This window comes from Chryseobacterium sp. GW821-FHT04C04 (assembly GCF_059420365.1).
Genome location: NZ_JBWKTO010000009.1, coordinates 1 through 21,493, shown reverse-complemented (window position 1 = coordinate 21,493; position 21,493 = coordinate 1). Strand labels below are relative to the sequence as shown.

General features: G+C 36.6%; 13 protein-coding genes. 6 read left to right on the top strand and 7 right to left on the bottom strand.

Features of this window, described 5'->3' with window-relative positions; all coding sequences use genetic code 11:
- Position 1: 1 nt before the first annotated feature.
- Positions 2–997, bottom strand: a complete 996-nt coding sequence (gene darH, locus AC07UM_RS23020; RefSeq protein WP_494685093.1) for a BtrH-related acyltransferase DarH — start codon at positions 995–997, stop codon at positions 2–4.
- 63 nt (positions 998–1,060) lie between these two features.
- Positions 1,061–1,465, bottom strand: coding sequence for a flexirubin biosynthesis protein DarG (gene DarG / locus AC07UM_RS23015; RefSeq protein WP_494685092.1), 405 nt, complete (start codon positions 1,463–1,465; stop codon positions 1,061–1,063).
- A gap of 360 nt (positions 1,466–1,825) precedes the next feature.
- Between DarG and AC07UM_RS23010 the strand changes: the two genes are divergently transcribed.
- Entirely contained in the window at positions 1,826–4,738 is a 2,913-nt protein-coding gene (locus tag AC07UM_RS23010; protein WP_494685091.1) for a M16 family metallopeptidase, read from the top strand.
- A 426-nt stretch (positions 4,739–5,164) separates the two neighbouring features.
- Here the strand turns inward: AC07UM_RS23010 and AC07UM_RS23005 are convergent, their stop codons facing one another.
- From AC07UM_RS23005 to AC07UM_RS22985, 5 genes are read right to left on the bottom strand one after another with little or no spacing between them, the layout of a single operon-like run.
- The gene (locus AC07UM_RS23005; protein ID WP_103231419.1) at positions 5,165–5,608 is read right to left on the bottom strand and encodes a hotdog family protein; all 444 of its coding nucleotides are present in this window, start codon (positions 5,606–5,608) and stop codon (positions 5,165–5,167) included.
- Positions 5,609–5,614: 6 nt separating this feature from the next.
- A complete protein-coding gene (locus AC07UM_RS23000; RefSeq protein WP_494685090.1) occupies positions 5,615–6,046 on the bottom strand; it encodes a hotdog family protein in 432 nt (143 codons plus the stop codon).
- Positions 6,046–7,185 carry a dialkylresorcinol biosynthesis protein DarB gene (gene darB / locus AC07UM_RS22995; RefSeq protein WP_103231417.1) on the bottom strand — a complete coding sequence of 380 codons (1,140 nt, stop codon included), beginning with the start codon at positions 7,183–7,185 and terminating at the stop codon, positions 6,046–6,048. The genes AC07UM_RS23000 and darB overlap by 1 nt, the downstream gene beginning before the upstream one ends.
- Position 7,186: 1 nt before the next feature.
- The gene (locus tag AC07UM_RS22990; protein WP_494685089.1) at positions 7,187–8,101 is read right to left on the bottom strand and encodes a dialkylresorcinol condensing enzyme DarA; all 915 of its coding nucleotides are present in this window, start codon (positions 8,099–8,101) and stop codon (positions 7,187–7,189) included.
- Positions 8,102–8,143: 42 nt separating this feature from the next.
- Positions 8,144–11,797, bottom strand: coding sequence for an MMPL family transporter (locus tag AC07UM_RS22985; RefSeq protein WP_494685088.1), 3,654 nt, complete (start codon positions 11,795–11,797; stop codon positions 8,144–8,146).
- Positions 11,798–11,990: 193 nt separating this feature from the next.
- Between AC07UM_RS22985 and AC07UM_RS22980 the strand changes: the two genes are divergently transcribed.
- From AC07UM_RS22980 to AC07UM_RS22960, 5 genes are all read left to right on the top strand, one after another.
- Entirely contained in the window at positions 11,991–12,998 is a 1,008-nt protein-coding gene (locus AC07UM_RS22980) for a hypothetical protein (protein WP_494685087.1), read from the top strand.
- Position 12,999: 1 nt separating this feature from the next.
- Positions 13,000–14,139 (top strand): EpsG family protein, encoded by a 1,140-nt coding sequence (locus tag AC07UM_RS22975; protein WP_494685086.1) that lies wholly within the window; start codon positions 13,000–13,002, stop codon positions 14,137–14,139.
- Positions 14,140–14,348: 209 nt separating this feature from the next.
- Positions 14,349–17,768: a T9SS type A sorting domain-containing protein gene (locus AC07UM_RS22970; RefSeq protein ID WP_494685085.1), complete on the top strand. Its 3,420-nt coding sequence runs from the start codon at positions 14,349–14,351 to the stop codon at positions 17,766–17,768.
- A 279-nt stretch (positions 17,769–18,047) separates the two neighbouring features.
- On the top strand, positions 18,048–20,624 hold the full coding sequence (topA, locus tag AC07UM_RS22965; RefSeq protein ID WP_494685084.1) for a type I DNA topoisomerase: 2,577 nt from the start codon (positions 18,048–18,050) through the stop codon (positions 20,622–20,624).
- 372 nt (positions 20,625–20,996) lie between these two features.
- Positions 20,997–21,371, top strand: coding sequence for a hypothetical protein (locus tag AC07UM_RS22960; protein WP_124535670.1), 375 nt, complete (start codon positions 20,997–20,999; stop codon positions 21,369–21,371).
- The last annotated feature ends 122 nt before the right edge of the window (positions 21,372–21,493 follow it).

Genomic DNA, 21,493 nt, shown 5'->3' with positions numbered 1-21,493 from the left:
ATCAGATCGCTTTTCTCAGTTTTTTATAGAAAGCTTCTTCCAGATCTGCAATATGCAACATCGTTTTTGAAAGTTCATTATAAATATTGCTTTTTGAGTTTCTATTTTTGTACACTCTGGCAATATCCACTGCAAAATCTCTCCAAAGGTCACCAATAGAAGTGATTTCTTTTGATAATTCTTTCAGCTCATCATTTTTAAGAATGACAGAAGCTTCCTGAAGGAATGCTCCATAGATAAATCTGAAACCTCCGCCTCCGGTCCCGATTTCTTCCTGCATTCTAATCAATTGTCCCAAATAATGGTTGGTGACCTTGGTTCCCTTCTTTTCTGCCCATTTCGGAATGCTTTTCGCCACCCATCTCATAGCTTTTACACCGATAAGGGGTACCGGTGCCAGCATATTTTTGCAGGTGTCTTTGATTCCTTTTTTTATGGCTTCTTCAAGATTGATATTTTCAGGAACATAAATAGGGTAATACATGTGCCCTTTTGGTGGCAGTGCTCCCTTGGCATATCTTACTTTTTCCAGTTCTGCTTCAGAAAGGGATGTTGTATAATCCATCACCGGATCACTGATCAGGAATTTCCCGTCTTCCTTTCCGTATACCACAAGATTGTGGGCATTGAAGTGGAATTTATATTCCTCCGGGAAGTAGGTAAGGTTGAAAACGCCTACCTGAAGTCCTGTAGGTATATTTTGATCCAGGTTTCTTTCAAGAGCTTTTTGGGCATCTTTAGGATTTGAGAATTTTTCTCTTTTGATTTTAATTCCTAATCTTTTGGCTGCTTTACTGAAAATAGCACCCGGCATCGGACGGTAGCTGAAGCCCGGAGCAAAATTTACCTTTAAAAAAGGCAGATAGACAAAAAACAATCCTGAACCGATCCCAAAGATCATCGGCTCGCTTAGTTTCAGGCCTTTATTAAGCAGTAGATTAGAAGCAACACCGTTTTCGCAATGCGCAGTCTGATGGTGTTCAAAGTTTAATTTCATTTGCAGATTGTATCTTTTCATTGGTCAAATGGAATCCGGCACTTTATATAGGCCTTATTTCATTTATTTTCCGTTGAAGTTTTTTAATTCATCCACTGAAATTCCGAATGCATCGGCATATTTTTTCAGTGCAGTTTCGCTTAGTGTTTTGAATATTCCGGGTTTAAAATGTCTTTTCACCCTCCATTGCCACATTCCTACGTAAGAAGCAAGTACAGGTGGGTCCATTTTATTCAGTTCCATAAAATAAACGATGGGACTTACTATATTATTAGCAACATTTTGTTTTGCTTCCTCAATTCTTTCATAAATGAGTTCCATCGATTCATCCAGAGCCGCTTTCTTGGCATCCCAGCCTGTGCTGTTTGCTGTCGTGTAGTTATCATTCTCATCCGTTACATACAGAACTTCTGTCATGTTGGCGGATTTTAGGTTACTTTCGTCTTGAGGCAGGTCTTGTTTTTTCATCTAAATAATGTTAATTTTTTAAATTCCAGATGAAATAGGGTTCACCTATTTTTGATTCTTTTAATCAGGTGGCTAAAATAGTGAAAATACATTATATGTAAATCATATTAAATCTGAGAGAGTTATTACTGTGAAATAGAGGGAGTATCAAAAAAAATCTCCAAAATCGTGATAAAAATGGATTTTTATTTTTTCCTTTTTGAAAGAGGTCTTTAACTAATCATATATATAAGAATCTTAAAGGGGATCTGTGAAGGGTTATTGTTTTCGCTTGTAACAATTCTTTTGTAACAAGTGTTTATATAAGTAAGACTAATGGATTAGAAATTTGGATAAAAAAATAATTATTAAATAACAACTATGAAAAAGTTTTTTATTTCTGTTTCGCTTTTCTGTATGATAAGCGCAATGGCACAGAAATTTGAGACCCAAAAGCTTACAGATGCTCAAGGGTACACTTATGAAACTGTAAAAAATGACCGTGCCGGAGTTCGTGTTTATACATTGAAAAACGGATTGAAGGTTTATCTTGCTAAAAATGATGATGCACCGAGAATTCAGACATACATTCCGGTAAGAACAGGATCGAACAATGATCCAAGTGATAATACCGGATTGGCTCACTACCTTGAGCATATGGTCTTCAAAGGAACTTCACACCTGGGAACTCAGGATTGGGCAAAAGAAAAGGTTTTGCTACAGCAGATCTCTGATCTTTATGAGCAGCATAAAGCAGAAAAAGATCCTGAAAAAAAGAAAGAGCTTTATAAAAAAATTGACGAAGTTTCTCAGGAAGCTTCTAAATATGCTATTGCTAATGAATATGACAAAGCAATTTCTTCATTAGGAGCAACAGGAACAAATGCCCATACATCGCTGGATGAAACGGTGTATAAAAACAATATCCCTTCCAATGAATTGGAAAAATGGCTAAAAGTAGAGAAAGAACGTTTTTCAGAATTGGTATTACGTCTTTTCCATACTGAGCTTGAAGCGGTATATGAGGAATACAACAGAGCGCAGGATAATGACAGCCGTCTTGTATATTATTCATTGATGCAGGCACTTTTCCCAAAACATCCAAACGGACAGCAGACTACAATAGGTACTTCAGAACATTTGAAGAGTCCTTCTATGGAGGCTATTCACAAATATTTTGATACGTATTATGTGCCTAATAATATGGCGGTAGTATTGGTTGGAGACCTTGATTTTGATAAAACTATAAAATTAGTTGATCAGTATTTCGGAGCGTTCAAATATAAAGAGCTTCCGATGAAAAAAATGGTTACAGAAGAGCCAATGACCGGCATTATTACCAGAACAGTAAAAAGCCCGACTACTCCAAGAATGACGATTGCATGGAGAACAGATTCTTATGGAACGCAGGAAGCAAGATTAGCAGATGTAGTCTCTGAAATCTTAAGCAACAGAGGAGATGCGGGATTAATTGACCTTAACATCAACCAGAAGCAAAAAACGCTTGGAGCTGGTGCTTATGAGTCGCCTTACAAAATGTATGGCACATTTGGACTGGTAGTGACTCCTAAAGAAGGACAAAGCTTTGATGAAGCCAAAAAACTATTGATGGATCAGCTGGAGCTTGTGAAAAAAGGCCAGTTTCCAGATTGGATGCTGAAAGCTATCGTCAATGATAAAAAAGTTCAGCGTATGAAAGGCTGGGAAACAGCAGACGGATTAGCTACAGAACTGTATGATTCCTATATCAATGTGAGAACATGGGAGCAGGAGCTTGATGAGATCAATCAGTATGACAAGATCACTAAAGCTGATGTGGTGAAGTTTGCCAACGATTTCTTTAAAGACAATTATGTTGTTCTTTATAAGGAAAAAGGAGTGAATGATAAGCTTGTTCGTGTACAGAACCCGGGAATTACCCCTATTAAGCTGAACAGAGAGGCTCAGTCTCCTTTCCTTAAAGATATTCTGAATACAAAGGTTGCGGAAATCAAGCCTGAATTTATTGATTTTAAAACGGCTATTCAGACTTCACAAATCAAGGATAAGACGGTAAGTTTTGTGAAAAACAAGTATAATGAGATTGCTCAGGTAAGCTATGTTTTCCCTTTCGGAACAGATAATGACAAAGAACTTTCTATTGCAGGAACTCTTTTTGAATATCTTGGAACAGATAAATACACTTCTGAACAGCTGAAAGAAGAATTTTATAAACTGGGAATCAGCTATAGCCTGAGAACTTCCAACGATCAGATGATTGTCACATTGAGCGGTCTTGAAAGCAATATGAAGAAAGGAGTAGAGCTGATGAACCACTGGATGACGAATGTAAAAGCAGATAAAGCTGTTTATGCACAGACTGTAAAAACAATTCTGGAGTCTAGAGCGTCTGCTAAGAAAGATAAAGTGAGAATCATGGCTGCCCTTTCAAACTATTCTAAATATGGTAAAAACTCAAGAATGACGGATATCGTTTCCAAAGAACGTCTTGAGAGCATTGATGCTGTAGAATTGATGAAGAAAGTGAAAACCCTGAACCAATATCCTTATCAGGTCCTTCTTTATGGACAGGATCAGTCTGGTCTGGAAAAAGCAGTGAAGCCTTTTATCTCCAATACAAGTCTTCAGCCTGCGCAGGCAAAAGAATATGCTGAACCGGCTACTGAAGGGAAAGTATATTTCACCAACTATGACATGGTACAGATGGAAATGTCTAAAGTCGCAAAAGCAAATACAGTAAACCTTAGCAATTTCGGGAAAGCAAATGTTTTCAATGAGTACTTCGGAAGAGGGTTATCTTCAATCGTTTTTCAGGAAATCAGAGAAAGTAAGTCTTTGGCATATACTGCTTATGTTTCTTATGGAAATGCTTCGGAAAAAGGCAAAGCAAACTATGTTACAAATTATATCGGAACACAGTCAAACAAGCTTCCTTTAGCTGTAAATGCAATGAATGATCTGATGGTATCTTTACCACAGATTCCTGCACAGTTTGAAAACGCAAGAGGATCTGCATTAAAGCAGATTGCTTCTAACAGAATCAACAGAACGAATATTTTCTTCAATCAGCTAGCCTTGAAAAAATTAGGTGTAGACTACGATTTAAGAAAAGATGTTTATGCTGAAATCCAAGGGCTGACATTACCACAGCTTACAGGATTCTACAATACTGAAGTGAAGCCTGTAAAATACAATACAGCCATCATCGGTAAGAAAGAAAACCTGAATATGGAATCTATCAACAAAATGGGTGAATTCCAGGAAGTATCTCTTGAAGAGATCTTCGGATATTAATTCTTTTGTTAAAAATAATCATAAAAGCGGGACAGGAATGTTCCGCTTTTTTGTTGCTGAAAATTATTTCTCCCTGACCATCATAGTTTCACGCATTTCACCAATGTTTCACGTGAAATAATTCATCTTGTGATGAGGTTTTTTGTATTTTAATGAGCTGGTTATCAGTTGTTTTTTTGCGGGGTGATGAGTGTGGAAATAGATAAAAAATAAATGTTTTTATTGTAAGATCATTATAATCAATTCAATAGGAGTGGGCTTTAGCCCGTTTTCAAAAAATGGGAAACATCAACTGATTTTAAACACAAAGGGGACAAATGAATTACACAAATATTCACGGATCTATTGAAAGCATTAAATACCGAATGGCTTAAAAACAAAAAAGCTGTACGTTGGTACAGCTTTTATTATATGTTGAATTGATCTTTACGACTTTACTTCCTGAATAAAAAGGTTGATTTCCGCTCTGATCAATAATTCATCATTATGAAATGTTTCACAGAAGATGTGGCAGATGTTTTCAAATTGTGAAATAAGTGAGGCTTTGGAAATAATTTTATCATTCACTTTTGGAAGGGCAAAAACCTCAATTTTCTTGATATTGGTAATAAACCCAATCACTTTGGTATCTGCTTCCGGATTTTCAAAGAAGCTTTGTCCCAGGATGGATGAGCAGGTCTGTGCCAGGTTTTCAATTAAGCCGGCTTCTACAAATTCATTGTTGTGAACAAATATATTGTCTTCTTTTATTTCAAAGGAAGTCACTACTTTTTCTTGCGTCAGCTCCAGGATATAGTCTGCCATAAGCATCGGTTCACGATGCGGTAAAAAGTTGTGTATATTGATGATATTCTCTTCCTTTATTTCCATTTCAGTTTATTTTACAGCGGTTTTCATTTGAGATTTTGCAATCACTTCACCGTTCAGTTTGGTAACAATATCTACCAGTGTAACTCCCATTACTTCATTGAGGATGGTTACCTCAGATTTCAGCTGGTCTCCTATTTTGGGCAATATTTCAGCTTCAAAAGATTTGATGGCTCCAATATATCCTGTAGGGGCCTCTTTCCCCAACAGATAATATTTATATCCGGTGTGCAGGGCAACACTCTGTGCCTGGTGCTCAATCAATCCGGAAGCCTGAAATAATCCGTCCTGGATGAAGAGATTATCTTCTTTGATCTCAAAACCAGATAAGAGATGACTTTCAGAATATTCTGATAACTCATGCACCATCACAAATGGGAATCGTTGTGGAATAAGGCTTTCTACAAAGTCTTTATCAGACGTAGGCAGTTTATTTTCCATTAGCAAACTGTTAATAAGGCACAAGAATAAGCGAATCTTCCACTTTCAGGGACACAAAGAAGTACTTTTTCTCCTTTTTTCAAGGTCCCGGAGTTCATCAATTCTTCAAGAGCAATAAATATAGATCCTGCTCCGATGTTTCCAACCTCAGAAAGGTTGTAGAACCATTTTTCCGCAGGGAAATCCATTCCTTTTTTAGCAAATTCTTCTTTCAGTCCGTCTTTAAAATATCCTGAAGAAATATGAGCCAATACATGATCAATTTTTTCGGGATCCAGATTATGTTTGTCAAAAGAAGATCTTAAACTCTCTGCACCTTTTACAAGGATATATTTATCAAGGATTTTAGTATCCTGTTTGATGGCAAAAATAGATTGCTTCAGCCACTCGTCAGAAGGATAGTCTGCCCATGATTTCAGGCTTCCATCTTCCAGTTTGTCACATCCTGCATACATACATGCCTCGATTTCGTGAGCATAAGAGTAGAAATCAATGAATTCTACCTTTAAAGAAATACTGTTTTCTCTTGGCTTGTTTTCCAATAGGAAAGCCCCTGCTCCGTCAGAAAGCATCCATCTAAGGAATTCTCTTTTGAACGCAATTATGGGTCTTTCTTCCAGTAATTTTAAATTTTCAGCCTCGTGGTTGAATTTGTCAGCAGTCATCCAAGCAGACATTCTTTCGGAACCTGCACATACTGCGTTTTCCTGTACACCGGCTCTTACAGAAAGGAATCCATAGTTCAGGGCATTCATTCCCGAATTGCAAAGACCTGTTGAAGTATTAATTTCAATAGATTTTCCGATGTTCAGTTCACCGTGAACCATAGAAGCGTGAGAAGGCTGTATCTGGTCTGGTGAAGTAGTTCCTACGGATAATAGCTTCATATCTTCCTTTTTGAAATTTTCGTCAAAAAGTCCTTCAACTGCTTTTGCAGTAAGCTGCGCATTAGAGTGTGTAGGATTTCCTTCTTTATCTAAAGCGTAGTATCTGGTCGTGATTTTATTATTTCTTAGGATAAGTGATTTTGCTTTAGATGGCGCATCATTGATAAGCCCAAGATAAGTCTCCATTTCATCATTCGCTACCGGCTCATTGGGTAAGTATTTTGATGCTTTTGTTATAAATACGTCGTACATTCTATTTTAAATTAATTCCTTGTAAATATCTTTTTTGTTTTTGTCTTTTAAACCAAAATATAGGGGTTGTAAGCAGGTGTAATACCAAAACGACAGGTGAGATAATCCATATCGCTGCCATCAAATATACCTTAAAGAATTTTATCAGCAATGGACGTTTCTCTTTTTTCTTGATAATCAGGTTAGACCATACTGTGAAAATTTTGTTTCCTACCTTCTCTACCCGTACCAAAAATGCCCGGATTTCAATGGCACCATTTTTAACGAGCTCCGGCTGTAAATTATTCAGGTCGTTATTCTTAAAATGTCTTTCAATAATCTCGCCATACTTTACTGAACCTGTGATTTCTTCATCAGAAACCCCTGCTGCGGGAAGCATTCCTGATTTTTCTTTCTGACCTGTTGTCAGCCATCGAAGGATGGTCAGTACACTGGTATAATTATCGTGTCTGTCTACCAAGGCTATGTTCCCAACAAGTTTTGCCTGCAAGTCTCTTAAGTATACTTTTAATTTCTCCTGGGAAAGCATCCACATATTTCTGGTTCCGGAAATGGTGACTACAGGAGTATCTTTAAGGATGCATTCTGCATAGCCACTCTTTAAGAATGAAATAATAGGAATGGATGGTGTGAGATACCATACCTGATATCCGAAAAGGATGAGGTCATACTTTTTGTTCAGAACTTCTTCGGATGGGGGCAGAATTTCTTTCGGAATCTGCAGATAAGATTCAGGAAAAGTGTTGAAAAAAACATCACCTGGCCATGGAAAAGGAAAATCTTCCTTGAGCTGAATGTTGTAATACGTAATATCATAAGCATCCTTTTGAGCTTCAAAAGGCTTGGCTATGTTTCTCACAATATCTTCGAGTTGACCGGTTTGTGAATAATATATGACAAGTATATTTTTCTTCATTAGTTTTCTTTAGCGTTTACAAAAATATGTTTTTCATATTTATTATTGAGTTTTAAATACTTTTAATGATTCGGAACTCAATTCCTGTGTATAATTATTACTTTCAAATGAAGTGTTTTTCGTATTTAAAAAAATGATAGTTTCAGGAAGCTCCTGTAGATCATTCATGGTAAAGTTATCATCTGAGATCAGAAGAACATCAATCTTTTTGTTCACCTCAGAAAAGTCTTTTATATACTGAATCTTTCTTCTTTTTACCAGATAACTGTGTGCTGCTGTTGCTCTTCTGTCATCATTTTTTATCAGGGAAAAAATTCTTCGGCTGGCCTGATATAAGGTTAATAAAGCATCTTTTTGCCCAAAATCGTTGGCTATATGCAGAATATTGGCTTCATTGGAAATATGCTTATTAAGTTCGAAATATACGGATTTGTTGGTTTTAAAATCTTGTTTTACTTCTTTTACTACTTCACTGTCTTTATATAGATAACTCAGGAATAATTTATTTTTAAAATAATTTTCATCTTCAATCTCTTCTCTCAGCTTGGCAAATTCTTCCCGGAAATAAGCATTGATCTTTTTGGTTCTCTCAGAATAGTTTTTTCCGAAACTCACATCATCTTTACTGATCCTGTTGCCTACTTTTACCGTAATGCTTCCGTTGTATATAATAAAATCTCCCTTCGGTAATACTTCAGAATTTCCGTGGATGTAAAGTGGAAGAACATCCAGACCAAATTGCTCAGCAAGGTAGAATGCTCCTTTATGGAATCTTTTGACATCATTGGTATAAGAACGTTCTGCTTCAGGGAAAACAACCAAAGAATATCCCTGTGCAATCTTTTCTTTCAGCTTATCCATTCCATTTTCAATTCCCTGTGAAACGGGATAAAAGCCAAGTGCTCTTACCAGTTTTCCAAAAACAGGAGATTCATATACCCAGTCATTCACCAGATAGATGATTTTGTGGGTGGCCATTGCAATCGCCAGTGTATCTAAAAAAGAGGTGTGGTTGGCAATGATGACAGCCGGTTTGCTGAAGTCTTCTGACGGATTTTTAATCACTCTTTTCTTTACAAAAGGGGTTAAATAAAGTACTGATGTCAAAAACTTAGCGAGAATTAATTTGATGATATCTAACGTTCTTCCCCTGGAGTTTTTAATAAATAAACTTCCGAAAGCAGAAAAAACTAATCCTCCTAATCCATAATATAAAAACGAGAATACAGCCCGTAAAAATAACCTGAAAGTAATCGGGGAAAGACCTTTCTTTGCCCGGTTGGTAATCAATAATCTGAACCAGAAAGGATATAGAGTAGAGGTAATAATAATCACGGAGAACATTCCAATCAATGCGACCAAAGCTAAAGAATGCAGAGCCGGATGTTTGGCAAAGATCAGGGAACCAATCGAAAGAATGGTGGTGAAAACAGCAAGAATAATTGAAGTTCTATAGGTTGGCAATTCATTTTTGCCTGTTGTATGCTCTTTTTGCATCGCCTGGGTCAGGAAAATACTGAAATCATCGCCAACTCCAAATACGAGTGTGCAGACTACGGTACTGAAAATATTTAATTCCAATCCTAAGAAATAAAGAATTCCAGCGGTTACAACCCCCGTTAACACAATCGGGAACATGGTAAGAAGCGTTAATTCAAAATTTCTGAAGAACACAATAATGGTCAGAACAATCGCTAGAAGAGAGTAGTTGATTAGTGTATTGAAGTCTCTTTTCAGCAAACCAAGAAAATTCTCGTTCATCTGCTGTCGGTCAATAGCAATGGCATCATGCTTCTTCTCAATATCTTTGATGAAAGTGTCCCTTTTGTTTTCGTCTACTTTTACTACATTGGAAACCGTGTAAAAACCATTTTCATTGCTCATAAATTCTGAAATCTGAAGAGCTTTTACTTTTTGATAGTCTTTCAGGCTTAATTCAGAATAGTTTTTATGCAGAGCTTCATTAAAATTATCAAAAGCTGAACCGTTAAACCCAAATTTATTTCCATTACTGGTCAGTTCGGAAATCGTCTGATTCTTCTTAGAGTCGCTCCAGAAGCTGTTCCATTTCTCAATCTTTTTTTGCTGGTCTTTTTCTGAAAGCACAATACTTCCGATAGAATTGTAACTTAAAATCTTACCCTCTTTTTTCTCTTTCTCAAGGAAACTGCTTAGCTCAGAATTTCTGGTTAAGGCTTCTTCTTCAGAATTTCCGTAAGAAATAGTATAGATAGATTTTGAAGTGATATCTGAAAGTTTCTGAAGTTTAGCTTCACTTATTTTCAGTTCTTTCGGGATGTAATTCAGCTCACCGATGTCTTCATTAAAACCTACATGTCTGAATCCGAAAAGGCAGGCAAGAATGATGATGGAACATCCAATAATCAAAGGCTTGTTTTTCTCATAAGGATAAGCCCCGATTTTATCAATGAAGTTGGTATTGAGATGTTCTCCCTTTTCTTTTGGTTTATAAAGCTGAGGAACGATAATTAAAGCTGTGATGGAGGAAAGAATAACGGTGATCGCCGCAAAAAGGCCTAAATCTTTCAATGCTTCAGAACGTACAAAAACCAGACATAAGAATGAGACGGCTGTGGTTGCACTACTCAAGATAATAGGCTGGGTAATTTCTTTGTAAAGTTCTTCAATATTATTGTTGTGCTTATAATGGGTAAGGATATGAAGGGCATAATCTATGGTAATCCCGATTAGAATGGCTCCTACACTTAAGGAAATTGCTGAGATCTTATCTTTAATAAAATAAAGAACCAATAACGCAAGAAGTACAGAAAATACGGTGGGTAAAAAGACGATAACAGGTGTGAAAATGTTCCTGAAATAATAGATCAGGAGAATCAAAAGAACCGTCATGGAAATAACTACCGTATTTTGAATGTCTTTTTTGATCTGCTTGGCATTCGCTACAGCAATCACCGGAGATCCGAAGTAACTTATTTCTGTTTTTCCTTTGAATTGCTTATTGATAGCGTCTTTTATGGAGTTGAGCTGATCTACAAATGCTTCATTCGCTTTTGTATCATTACTTTTATTTTTAGGATCAATAAAAAGTAAGAGGTTTTTTCCGTCTTTGGTTACAATGTAGCTGTCTTCAAGCTTAAAATCCTTACTGATATTTAAAGCATTCAGTTTTTTGATCCCCAAAAAAGTAAGCCCCAAAGGATCTTTTTTGATAAATTCTTTTGTAACAAGGCTTGTGGGAGAAACGAGGGAGATGTAATTGTTCTCTACCTGTTTGGCAATACTGTCTTTCTGAAGCTTTCTGTCAATTTCCTTATAATCATTTTCATTGAGGAATAATGGCAGATTCTGGCTGACAAAATCAAACGTTTCTGAAATTTCATTATCGTTCACTTTACCCTGCACAGAACCTATATACTTTTGTAAAGGTTCTATTTTTTGTAGAAAAGTATCCGCCGTTTCAGAAAGCTGAAAGTTATCTTCTTGGGATTTATTCTCTATAATGACAATAATTTTATCCGAGAAGTTAAGCTGCTTAATAACTTTTGCGGTAAGATCGGATTTTTCATTTTTAGGAATGATCTGATTGATGTCTTCCTCAAAATTAATCTTCGAGGCAAAAAATAGGCATAAAACGGCAATTCCTAAGGCTGTCAGTACAGATAGGATTTTATTTTTGGAAATCAGATAATATAAAAATATAAAAAAGCGATGCATTGCATGTATATCAAGTCTGCAAATTTAATTTTTTAAGCATTAGTTCAAAATAGTTAGCGATAAGTTTTGACTGAAAATCAATAAAATATTCTAGGAAGAATGAAAAAATATTCTACTTTTGCAGAAGTTCCCTTTTAAAAAAATGTATTTTAAACCACAATTATTATTAAAAAAATAAGAATCTGTTTTAGATATGTTGAAAAGAAATGATGAAAAAATAAACGGATTCCTATTTGTAATAGTACTTCCGCTTCTGCTGTTTGCGATGTCTTATTATGGATTTGAATCTTCCTATACAAGATTAAAAACATCAGAAACAACCCCCGACTTTTTATTTTCCTCGGTATATGCTTACAGAGTCATTCCCAATTATCTGAGTATACAGATGACAGATCTGATGTACCACCTAATTAATGGACCTCTTTCTTTTTTCAAAGATTTTTTATCCAAAAACGGAACCCCTTTTTATCACGGGCTTTTCCTGATGAACAGCGTTTTCTTTATTTTGTGTTCCCTTATTTTGAATGCCATATTTAAACTGAGGTCAACAGGGCTTCTTTTGAATCTTAATGCAAGGAGAATTATTCACCTTCTGGCTGTTTTTTTTATTGTCATAACACAATATGCCCCGACAAACTGTGATACTATTGCTCTTTTTTGTTATCTGACGGGTGTGTTTTTGACCCTTAAGTATTTAGATACCCAAAAAAATATATTCTTTTTTATTCTTATTGGCCTGATCGGAATCTCTACTTTGGTAAGAGAAACAGCCTGCTTGAATATTGCTTTCTTTGCTGCTGTATTTTTCAATATTGATGAATTAAAAAAAGGAAATTATCAGGTAATCTGGAAAATAATACCATTGGTGATCGCGTTTATTGTTCCTTATCTGGGATTGAGAGCTTTGGTTGTACAAGATGAAACGACCTTTGTAGAAGGGTTTTATATCAATAGAAATTTTTCGAGTCCCTTCAACCTTGCGGGGTTGGTATTTGCAGTAATTGTGATTTACTTTATATACAGACTTTGTATTGGCGAAGAAAATAGAACCGTTTTTGGGAAATATTTTTTCTTTTCAATTCCTTACCTTATTATGATTACTTTAGTAGGGCTTTTTTGGGAAGTGAGGCTTTTTTTGCCTCTGATTCTGACTGGAATCATTACAGCATATCATCAGTTTAAAAAAACATCAGAGATTTAGCATGAGTTTATTACACCCTTATTATATAATTGCGATCCTCTATATGCTGTTCTTCAGTATTCAGGAGGTATATGGAAAAAAGGTTGATAAAAAATGGTTCTGGTTCCTTGCAGTTTATTTCATTATTATTGTAGGACTTAGAAATGATGTAGGTCCGGATTACGGAAGTTACAAAGGAATTTATATTTACTCTGATACCAAAAGCTATTACAGTATCTTTATGAAGATGCTTCATATGGAGGGAACAGAAAACCTGGATGTGGAGTGGCTGTATACGCTGATTAATAAAGTTCTTCTCAATTTCTTTAATGCCCCCTTTTATATGCTGACCCTGGTCATTGCTATTTTTGCGATGATCTTTAAGGTGGAGTATACAGAAGAGAATACTTTTTATCCTTTTACCTTTACTCTTTTTATGTTTATTCCCAACTTCTTTATTGGGGAAAGTGGACAGATCAGACAAAACCTTGGGACCTTTATCGTTTATTTCGCCATACGCTATATCAAAGAACGGAAATTCTGGCATTACTTATTTTTCATATTCATAGGCTCTGGTATACATAGTGTTGCCTATTTATTCCTCCCGATGTACTGGCTGGCCCGAGTTCCTTTGAACAAAACGGTGATGCTTATTATGATTATAGGCTCAGTCTTTTTATCTCCGTTTGAAATCTATAGGAGCTTTGGTGGATTTTTAGATGGGATGGCCTCTGATAATATGCTTGTAGAGGGATTCAATGGATATATGGATGAAACCGTACAGCGACTGAATGGAGGTATTGGAATTCCTGAAGTGATGATGGCTATTCTGACCTTTTTCCTTTTTGCTTTTGATAATAAAATGAAAGAATATTATCCTTACTACGAATACCATAGGAACTATGCCGTGATTGGGGTCTGTTTGTATTTTATCTTTAGAAATAATCCTATTTTCTCGTCAAGACTTGCGGGAGCATTTATTGGGTTTTCATATATCATTATTCCGAATGCTATGTATGTTGTTGGAGCGAGAACTAAGAACTTGATTTATGCTTTTATTATCTCACTTGTTGTCTTCAATTTTGTCGTCTTCTCTATCTTTAACAATATCAAGGCAGGAAGATTTTCGATAGAACGTTATAAAAACTATGTCCTTCCATAATATTGGATAGATTAAAATATAAAGGCAGCTTTTAGCTGTCTTTTTTTATGCGACCACATTGCTGGAATTTGGCCTGTTTGCAGGATTTTTGTTTTTGGGTTATTGACAACATAATCCAAATATGTTATTAATATTTATAAAATAAATATCTTTTTATTGATTTAGGCTTAAAGATTGTATTCCGCTAATGACACTCAAATCAATAAGGTATGAAAAATTTAGTTGGTAAATTAGCGGCAGTTTTCTGCCTGATATCATTGGTGATCTATTCAAAAGGTAATATCAGAGGAAGCCTTCCCTCGATCGGGCATATAAATCATGTGGCGGGTTTTAACAATATGGACTCATTGGTCAGGCCCATACATGATTTGCCAAAACTATTGCTCCCGGATTGGAAAAAAGCTCCCAACAGTTACATCTTTGATCCCAGCCAAAATAGTGAAGGATTACTGGTGCCCGTAAGGAAAGCATATGCGATGTGGGAAGGAGGGGGCTATCTTAACGGAAATGGTATTCCGGCGGGAACGATTACCGCAGATGTACTGTGGGAAGATGTTCATGGACTTATAAAATCAGGAGTAAACTATGCCCTCGAGATGGTAGGGACAGGTCAGGATGCCAAAATAAAAGTCCCGATCAACAAAACAAAAAAAGGCAATTCTGTTGTTGCTCTTAAGGTAAATGGGGAGATCTTCTGGAGTTGGCATATCTGGGTAACAGATGATCCTACGAATGGAGTAACTTATAGAAGTTTCAACAACGTTAAAAGGATGAAATCGGACGGTGCCTCTGAGCTTATTCCAGACGCTGATTGGAAATGGATGGACAGGAATCTTGGGGCGGTTACAAATTCTATCACGGCTTCAGACTGGAACAGGAGTATAGGGCTTCTTTACCAGTGGGGACGAAAAGATCCTATTCCACCTTTGGTTACAAGAGGAAATGACTTCTATGAAGCTTCAGGATCTATGGGAAGAATCAGGCATAGAGGGGCAAAAAACATGGATAATGCTACCAGTATTGACGATCTCCGAAAATTTGTTTTGCTTTCCAGCGCAGAGGTCACCAACAACCTCAGGCTTTCTGTAAAAAATCCTTTGAGCCTTATCTATGTTAATAAAGATGATAATTCTGGTCAGGCCTATTACAATAATAACGTCAATCTGCCTGTCAATTGGTTTGGAAGATCCACAACTTTACCGAATAACAGACTTTCAGAACTTAATCTTTGGTCTGATAATGCACAGGGTAAAATTGAAACTGTTTACAATACCGACGACAAAGCAAAACCCTACAGGGACAAATCTTCTTATGACCCTTGTCCCAACGGCTGGCGTATACCTTCTATGCTGGTCGCCAATCTGGCTTCTGCATCCTATGTAGACGATGTCAGAATAGACTTTTCGCCTTTCGGAGTGAAAACCAATATGTCTAAAAATGTTTTTGAAACCAATAAGTACCATATTATAAAGCCTACTGATGCCGGAGTTCCCACATTTATGACTGGCTTTAAGGTGTATTCTAATTTGGGCTTTGATCTTTCAGCGGTCGGAGGATACAACATGGGGGTATTTCCTGGAAATGGACAGCTTATCAGAAGTGCTCATTTGGGACAATATACCGATCAGCACCACATCGCACTGTGGACAGCTACTATGGCACGACAGTTCGATACTTCTCCGGCTGTCACAGTCAGAGGGCTTTCTATGATTCCGGATAAGATGCAACCCGATATTCCGGATCCTAACTATCCCAATATTAAAGGACGATATTATTACTTTCCTATGTCAGTAATGTATACCTCTGATGCCAATGGCTGCAGATGTGTAAAAGATCCGCTGTATCTTGTCAATGACTATGATTTTCCTACAGAATATTTACCTGCATCAATAGAATATAAAGAAGGAATTAATAACCCTAATGCTTATCAGATTGTGAAGAGTGGAACACCTGCTACCATTGAAATTCCAGTAAGCAAAGCATTCTCGGTACAAAGTCAATTGTTGAATAATGTTGACATATTGAATCCTTCCAATTTTAATAATTTAAAAGGAAATGTTCTCTGGACGACGAATGCCAATCTTATCAATAAAATTTCAGTGGTGAATCCATCACCCTCTTCATTACAGGATATTGCTAATGCTAAAATATCTGTTGAGATTGCCCCTGATCAGAGCGGAAATGCTGTGGTTACCCTGCATAATGGCAGTATAACAGCTCCGGTGTACTGGAGCTGGCATATCTGGGTTACGGATTCTCCTGTAGAATCTTATACGTATACTACGGAAGCTCCGGCGGCAGTCACCAACTATGTGAACTATGTCAATAAAGCAGATGTCATATTGCAGACCACCTTCATGGATCGTAACCTTGGAGCCACAGATGCTTTTCCCAATATTGCCAACCCTCTTGCACCTACTGCTGCTGAATTGTTAAAAATACGAGCCTCCACAGGACTGCACTATCAATGGGGAAGAAAAGATCCTATTCCTGCATTTCAAAATGCGGATAATAGAAGTTTCTACAATATATTTTTAGGCTCTGCAGGTACAAATGGAACTGTTTCGTATGCTATTCTTAATCAGGCTGATTATAATAATCTGTCGGGTACTTATATCATCCCTTACAATACGTATGCTGCAGTATCAAATGTACAGGTCACTGATAAGCCCATAGATAAGATTTCCAAGATCATATCTTATTCTATTAAAAATCCTCTGGTATATATGATTCCAAGTACTTTAGCGCCTTTTAACAGTGCAACACCCAATTATACCAACGGAACTGACTGGCTGGCTGCAGAACCCAATTTAGCTCCTGACAGATGGGGAAGAGGAGGTGAGAAATCCCCTTTTGATCCTTGTCCTGAAGGATGGAGGATTCCCGATCTTACGAATGTTGCATTGGTTTCCGCAGCTGATTTTGGGCAGACTCCATGGTATAAAAAAGATAAAAATGTGGCCACGTCATATACTATTGCCACCGATTATTTAGGAACAAGAGTGAGAAACGCTGCCAACTTCACAATAGGATATATGTTTAATAATCCTGTATATTCTGTCGGGAACTATCCAGATTCAGGATCAAGAGGATTCAGAAGTGTAATTGCCAATCAAACAACCCAAGGAACATTCAATAGTCTCAATTTTCAGTATCCTGCTGTCTGGACGGCTGCTTTAACTTCAAATTATCTTGGAAGAGCAGTGAATGTCCTTTTTGATGCAGCTCCTACAATGAATAGGATAATGGTCTTTCATGATAATAACGATCCATATTTCGGGGTGGGATGCCGATGTGTAAAAATAAAATATGATGCCAATGGTGATGAGGAAGGGCCGGCCTCAAGACTTACAATCATTCCTAATATTCCTACATTAAGCACTGCAAATACTGAGCTTAAAGCTGTGGATAACAAGATTTCCTTATACCCAAGTCCTGTTTCCAATATCCTTTATATCAAGGCTGCGGAGAATAAAGAATATGACTATGAAATTTTTAATGCACTGGGACAACTTGTAAAATCTGGACAGTTTATCAACAACCAGACAGATCTTTCGTCTTTAAGTACTGGAATGTATCTAATAAGGATAAACGATTCTGAAGCGGTTGTAAAAATTATAAAACGATAAACTCTTTAAAATAATCAAGTAAAAAGGGGAAGAAGAGTCCTTGTTCAGTTTTTCTACTGATCAACATATTTCTTGCATCTATTACGGCTGGTGAAAAATTCTATATCATTATTTGTTGATATGTATATAACAGTCTAAAACCTACGCTACAAAAGGATTTATTTCTTTAGAAAATAGGTGTTTAAAGAAGATGTAAACTGACCGGATTGTTAAATTAAAACCGCTTAACAAAAAGTATATAATAAAAAAGCTTTACTTTTGCAAAAATTTTTAGTTAGAATGTCGAAAAATTTAGTAATCGTAGAGTCCCCGGCCAAAGCAAAAACTATTCAGAAATACTTAGGAAAGGATTTTGAAGTAAAATCCAGTTTCGGACATATCCGTGACCTTCCTAAAAAGGGGATGGGGATAGACCTTACTACATTCAGTCCTGATTACGAAGTTTCAGCAGACAAAAAGAAATTGGTAACCGAATTGAAGGCCGCAGTAAAGAAAGCCGAGATGGTATGGCTTGCTTCCGATGAGGACCGTGAAGGAGAAGCTATTGCATGGCATCTTGCAGATGAATTGAAACTGAAGCCTGAAAACAGAAAAAGAATTGTTTTCCATGAGATTACCAAAAATGCCATTCTAAAAGCAATCGACAATCCAAGAGATATTGATCAGAACCTGGTAAATGCCCAGCAGGCAAGAAGAGTGCTGGATAGAATTGTAGGTTTTGAAATGTCACCTGTTTTATGGAAAAAAGTAAAACCGGGGCTTTCTGCAGGAAGAGTACAGTCTGTAGCAGTAAGATTAATTGTTGAAAGAGAAAAAGAGATCCGTGAGTTTACTCCCAAAGCGAGCTTTAAACTTGATGGAATCTTTTTAAATAAAACAGAGCAGGAAATTGCTGCCAAACTGAAAAAAGACTTTGAAAAAGAAGAAGACGCTGAAAAATTCCTTGAGAAGGCAAAAACTACAGAATTTAAAGTTCTGAATGTTGAAACCAAACCAGGTACACGTTCGGCTTCGGCTCCGTTTACAACATCTACGTTGCAGCAGGAAGCTTCATCAAGGCTTGGGTATAATGTTACCAATACAATGCGTCTTGCGCAGAGACTGTACGAAGAAGGGTTTATTACTTATATGAGAACAGACTCAGTAAACCTTTCCCAAGAAGCTATTGAAGGAGCAAAAAGACAAATTACTTCAGAATACGGAGCAGAATATTCTTCTCCAAGAAATTATACTACAAAATCTTCTTCAGCACAGGAAGCTCACGAAGCGATCCGTCCTACAGATTTCGGAATGAAAAGTATAGGAGATGTACAGCTGAATAAGTTATACCAATTAATATACAGAAGAACATTAGCTTCTCAGATGGCGAATGCCAAAATTGAAAAGACAGTGATCGAGATCGGGAATGCCTCATTGCCTCACCATTTTGAAGCACAGGGAGAAGTAATCATTTTTGATGGTTTCCTGAAAGCTTATGGTATTGTAAAGACAGAAGAGGACGATGAGGAGAACAACGATAAGCTATTGCCGAAAGTAAACGTAGGGGAGGTATTAAATTATAAAGCCATTACTGCTACTGAAAAATTCACAAGACCAAGTGCAAGATATACTGAAGCTGGATTGGTGAGAAAACTTGAAGAGCTGGGAATTGGTAGACCTTCTACTTATGCTCCGACTATTCAAACCATTCAGAACAGAGAATATGTGGATAAGAGGGAAATAGAACCTCAAACCCGTGAAGTGATCAAAATGTCTTTGGTAAAAGATAAGATCAAAAAAGTAGTTCTTGATGAGAAATTCGGGGGGGATAAAAATAAATTCCTTCCTACAGATATCGGAGAAGTGGTCAATGATTTCTTAACAGATAATTTTAAAGAAATTCTTGATTACGGTTTTACGGCAAGAGTAGAAGAAAGTTTTGACGAAATTGCAAGCGGTGATCAGAAATGGAAAGAAATGATGACGAATTTCTACTCAAAATTCCACCCAAGAATTGAGGATGTAGAAGAAAATGCAGACCGTGCAACAGGAGACCGATTATTAGGAGTAGATCCTAAGACGGGTAAAAATGTTCATGCAAGAATCGGAAGATTTGGAGCGATGATCCAGATTGGAGAAACGGATGATGAAGAAAAACCTGTTTTCGCATCATTAATGACAGGGCAAAATATTGCAACCATCACTTTTGATGAAGCTTTAGAACTTTTCAAATTACCTTTCGATTTAGGTGAAGTTGACGGTCAATCAGTTTCTGTAGGGGTTGGTAGATTTGGTCCTTATGTGAAATGGGGAGAAACTTATATCAGTATTCCGAAAGGTGAAGATCCACTTTCTGTAGATCAGAAACGTGCGGAAGAAATCATCAATGAAAAGAAAATTGCTGATGCTCCAATTGCCACTTATAAAGGAGAGCCCGTAACGAAAGGAACAGGAAGATTCGGACCATTTATCAAATACAAAGCTATTTTCGTAAATGTTCCAAAGAAATATGACTTTGAAAATCTTTCTCAAAGTGATATCAATGAACTGATTGATGCAAAGCTTGAAAAAGAAGCCAACCGATACATCCAACAGTGGGAAAAAGAAAAAATTTCTATTGAAAACGGAAGATGGGGACCTTTCATCAAGTTCGGAAAAGCAATGTTCAAAATTCCAAAGAAAGCAGACGATACAAAATACGATGCTGATGAATTGAAAGAACTTTCTTTAGATGAGGTTAAAAAATGGATTACCGACCAGGATCCTAAAGCCTTTGCTGAGAAGAAAAAGCCTGCGGCTAAAAAAGTGGCTACTACTAAGAAAACAACTGCAACAGCAAAAAAACCTGCGGTTAAGAAACCGGCAGCTAAGAAATAAATAATCTTTAATAGAATATAAAAGCACAGATTTTGGTCTGTGCTTTTTGCTTTTATGAAGTCAGATATTAAATGAAAGCATGGGTTTTTTAACCTGTGCTTTTCATTTATAATCATTTCAAAAAATGTGAAAATTGCATCATTTTAATCATTAAATACATTTCTCTGTATCGAGAATTAACCTTCACGCGCGCTTACCACGTAGGTCTAGGTATAAATACGTAAATGGAAAATTCCGTACTAAGACTGTGATATACAGTATTTTAATTCTGTAGTTTTACATCGTAATATTACAGTGGAGTTCAGGAACCACTTTAAAAACGAGGCGGATTCTGAAAAGCCAAACGAGTAAGAAAACAAAAACTATAAAATCATGGCAGAATTTAAATTTAGCGAAGAAGCTATTTCACACGCATTAGAAGCAGCAAAAAGATCACACGAAGACAGTCAGGCAAATCGTCGTTCATCAGGAGCGGATTCAGACTTAAGCCTTGCTAATACTAGCGCAGGGTATCTTCTAGTAACAGCAGAGTGTATTTCAATCACTGTTGAGAACAACAAAGTGTGCATCAACCTACCTTTAGGTTTTGGAAAATATTGTTTCAGCATACCATTAAGTATTCCTAATGGAACGGCTGGGCAGGCTTGCTTGTCTATATGTACTACTTGGGGAATTCCAACAGGAATTAGAGTAACTATTATTATAGCTGGAATCACAATTATCAGTCAGTCATTCGGAAAATGCTAATTAGTTAGTACGAATTAAAATAAAAGTCCGTCTCACATTATATGTGTAGACTGCCCCCAAAAAGTTAGACACTTTTTAGGGGCATTTTTTATGTATAAAAAAGAAAAATTTAGCATTGATTT

What these genes read in the sequence shown, in the direction of transcription:
- AC07UM_RS22975 (WP_494685086.1), top strand. Translation starts at nt 13,000, where the DNA reads ATGAGTTTATTACACCCTTATTATATAATTGCGATCCTCTATATGCTG.
- AC07UM_RS22985 (WP_494685088.1), bottom strand. Translation starts at nt 11,797, where the DNA reads ATGCATCGCTTTTTTATATTTTTATATTATCTGATTTCCAAAAATAAA.
- DarG (WP_494685092.1), bottom strand. Translation starts at nt 1,465, where the DNA reads ATGAAAAAACAAGACCTGCCTCAAGACGAAAGTAACCTAAAATCCGCC.
- darH (WP_494685093.1), bottom strand. Translation starts at nt 997, where the DNA reads ATGAAATTAAACTTTGAACACCATCAGACTGCGCATTGCGAAAACGGT.
- AC07UM_RS23005 (WP_103231419.1), bottom strand. Translation starts at nt 5,608, where the DNA reads ATGGAAATAAAGGAAGAGAATATCATCAATATACACAACTTTTTACCG.
- AC07UM_RS23010 (WP_494685091.1), top strand. Translation starts at nt 1,826, where the DNA reads ATGAAAAAGTTTTTTATTTCTGTTTCGCTTTTCTGTATGATAAGCGCA.
- AC07UM_RS23000 (WP_494685090.1), bottom strand. Translation starts at nt 6,046, where the DNA reads ATGGAAAATAAACTGCCTACGTCTGATAAAGACTTTGTAGAAAGCCTT.
- AC07UM_RS22990 (WP_494685089.1), bottom strand. Translation starts at nt 8,101, where the DNA reads ATGAAGAAAAATATACTTGTCATATATTATTCACAAACCGGTCAACTC.
- AC07UM_RS22960 (WP_124535670.1), top strand. Translation starts at nt 20,997, where the DNA reads ATGGCAGAATTTAAATTTAGCGAAGAAGCTATTTCACACGCATTAGAA.
- darB (WP_103231417.1), bottom strand. Translation starts at nt 7,185, where the DNA reads ATGTACGACGTATTTATAACAAAAGCATCAAAATACTTACCCAATGAG.
- AC07UM_RS22970 (WP_494685085.1), top strand. Translation starts at nt 14,349, where the DNA reads ATGAAAAATTTAGTTGGTAAATTAGCGGCAGTTTTCTGCCTGATATCA.
- topA (WP_494685084.1), top strand. Translation starts at nt 18,048, where the DNA reads ATGTCGAAAAATTTAGTAATCGTAGAGTCCCCGGCCAAAGCAAAAACT.
- AC07UM_RS22980 (WP_494685087.1), top strand. Translation starts at nt 11,991, where the DNA reads ATGTTGAAAAGAAATGATGAAAAAATAAACGGATTCCTATTTGTAATA.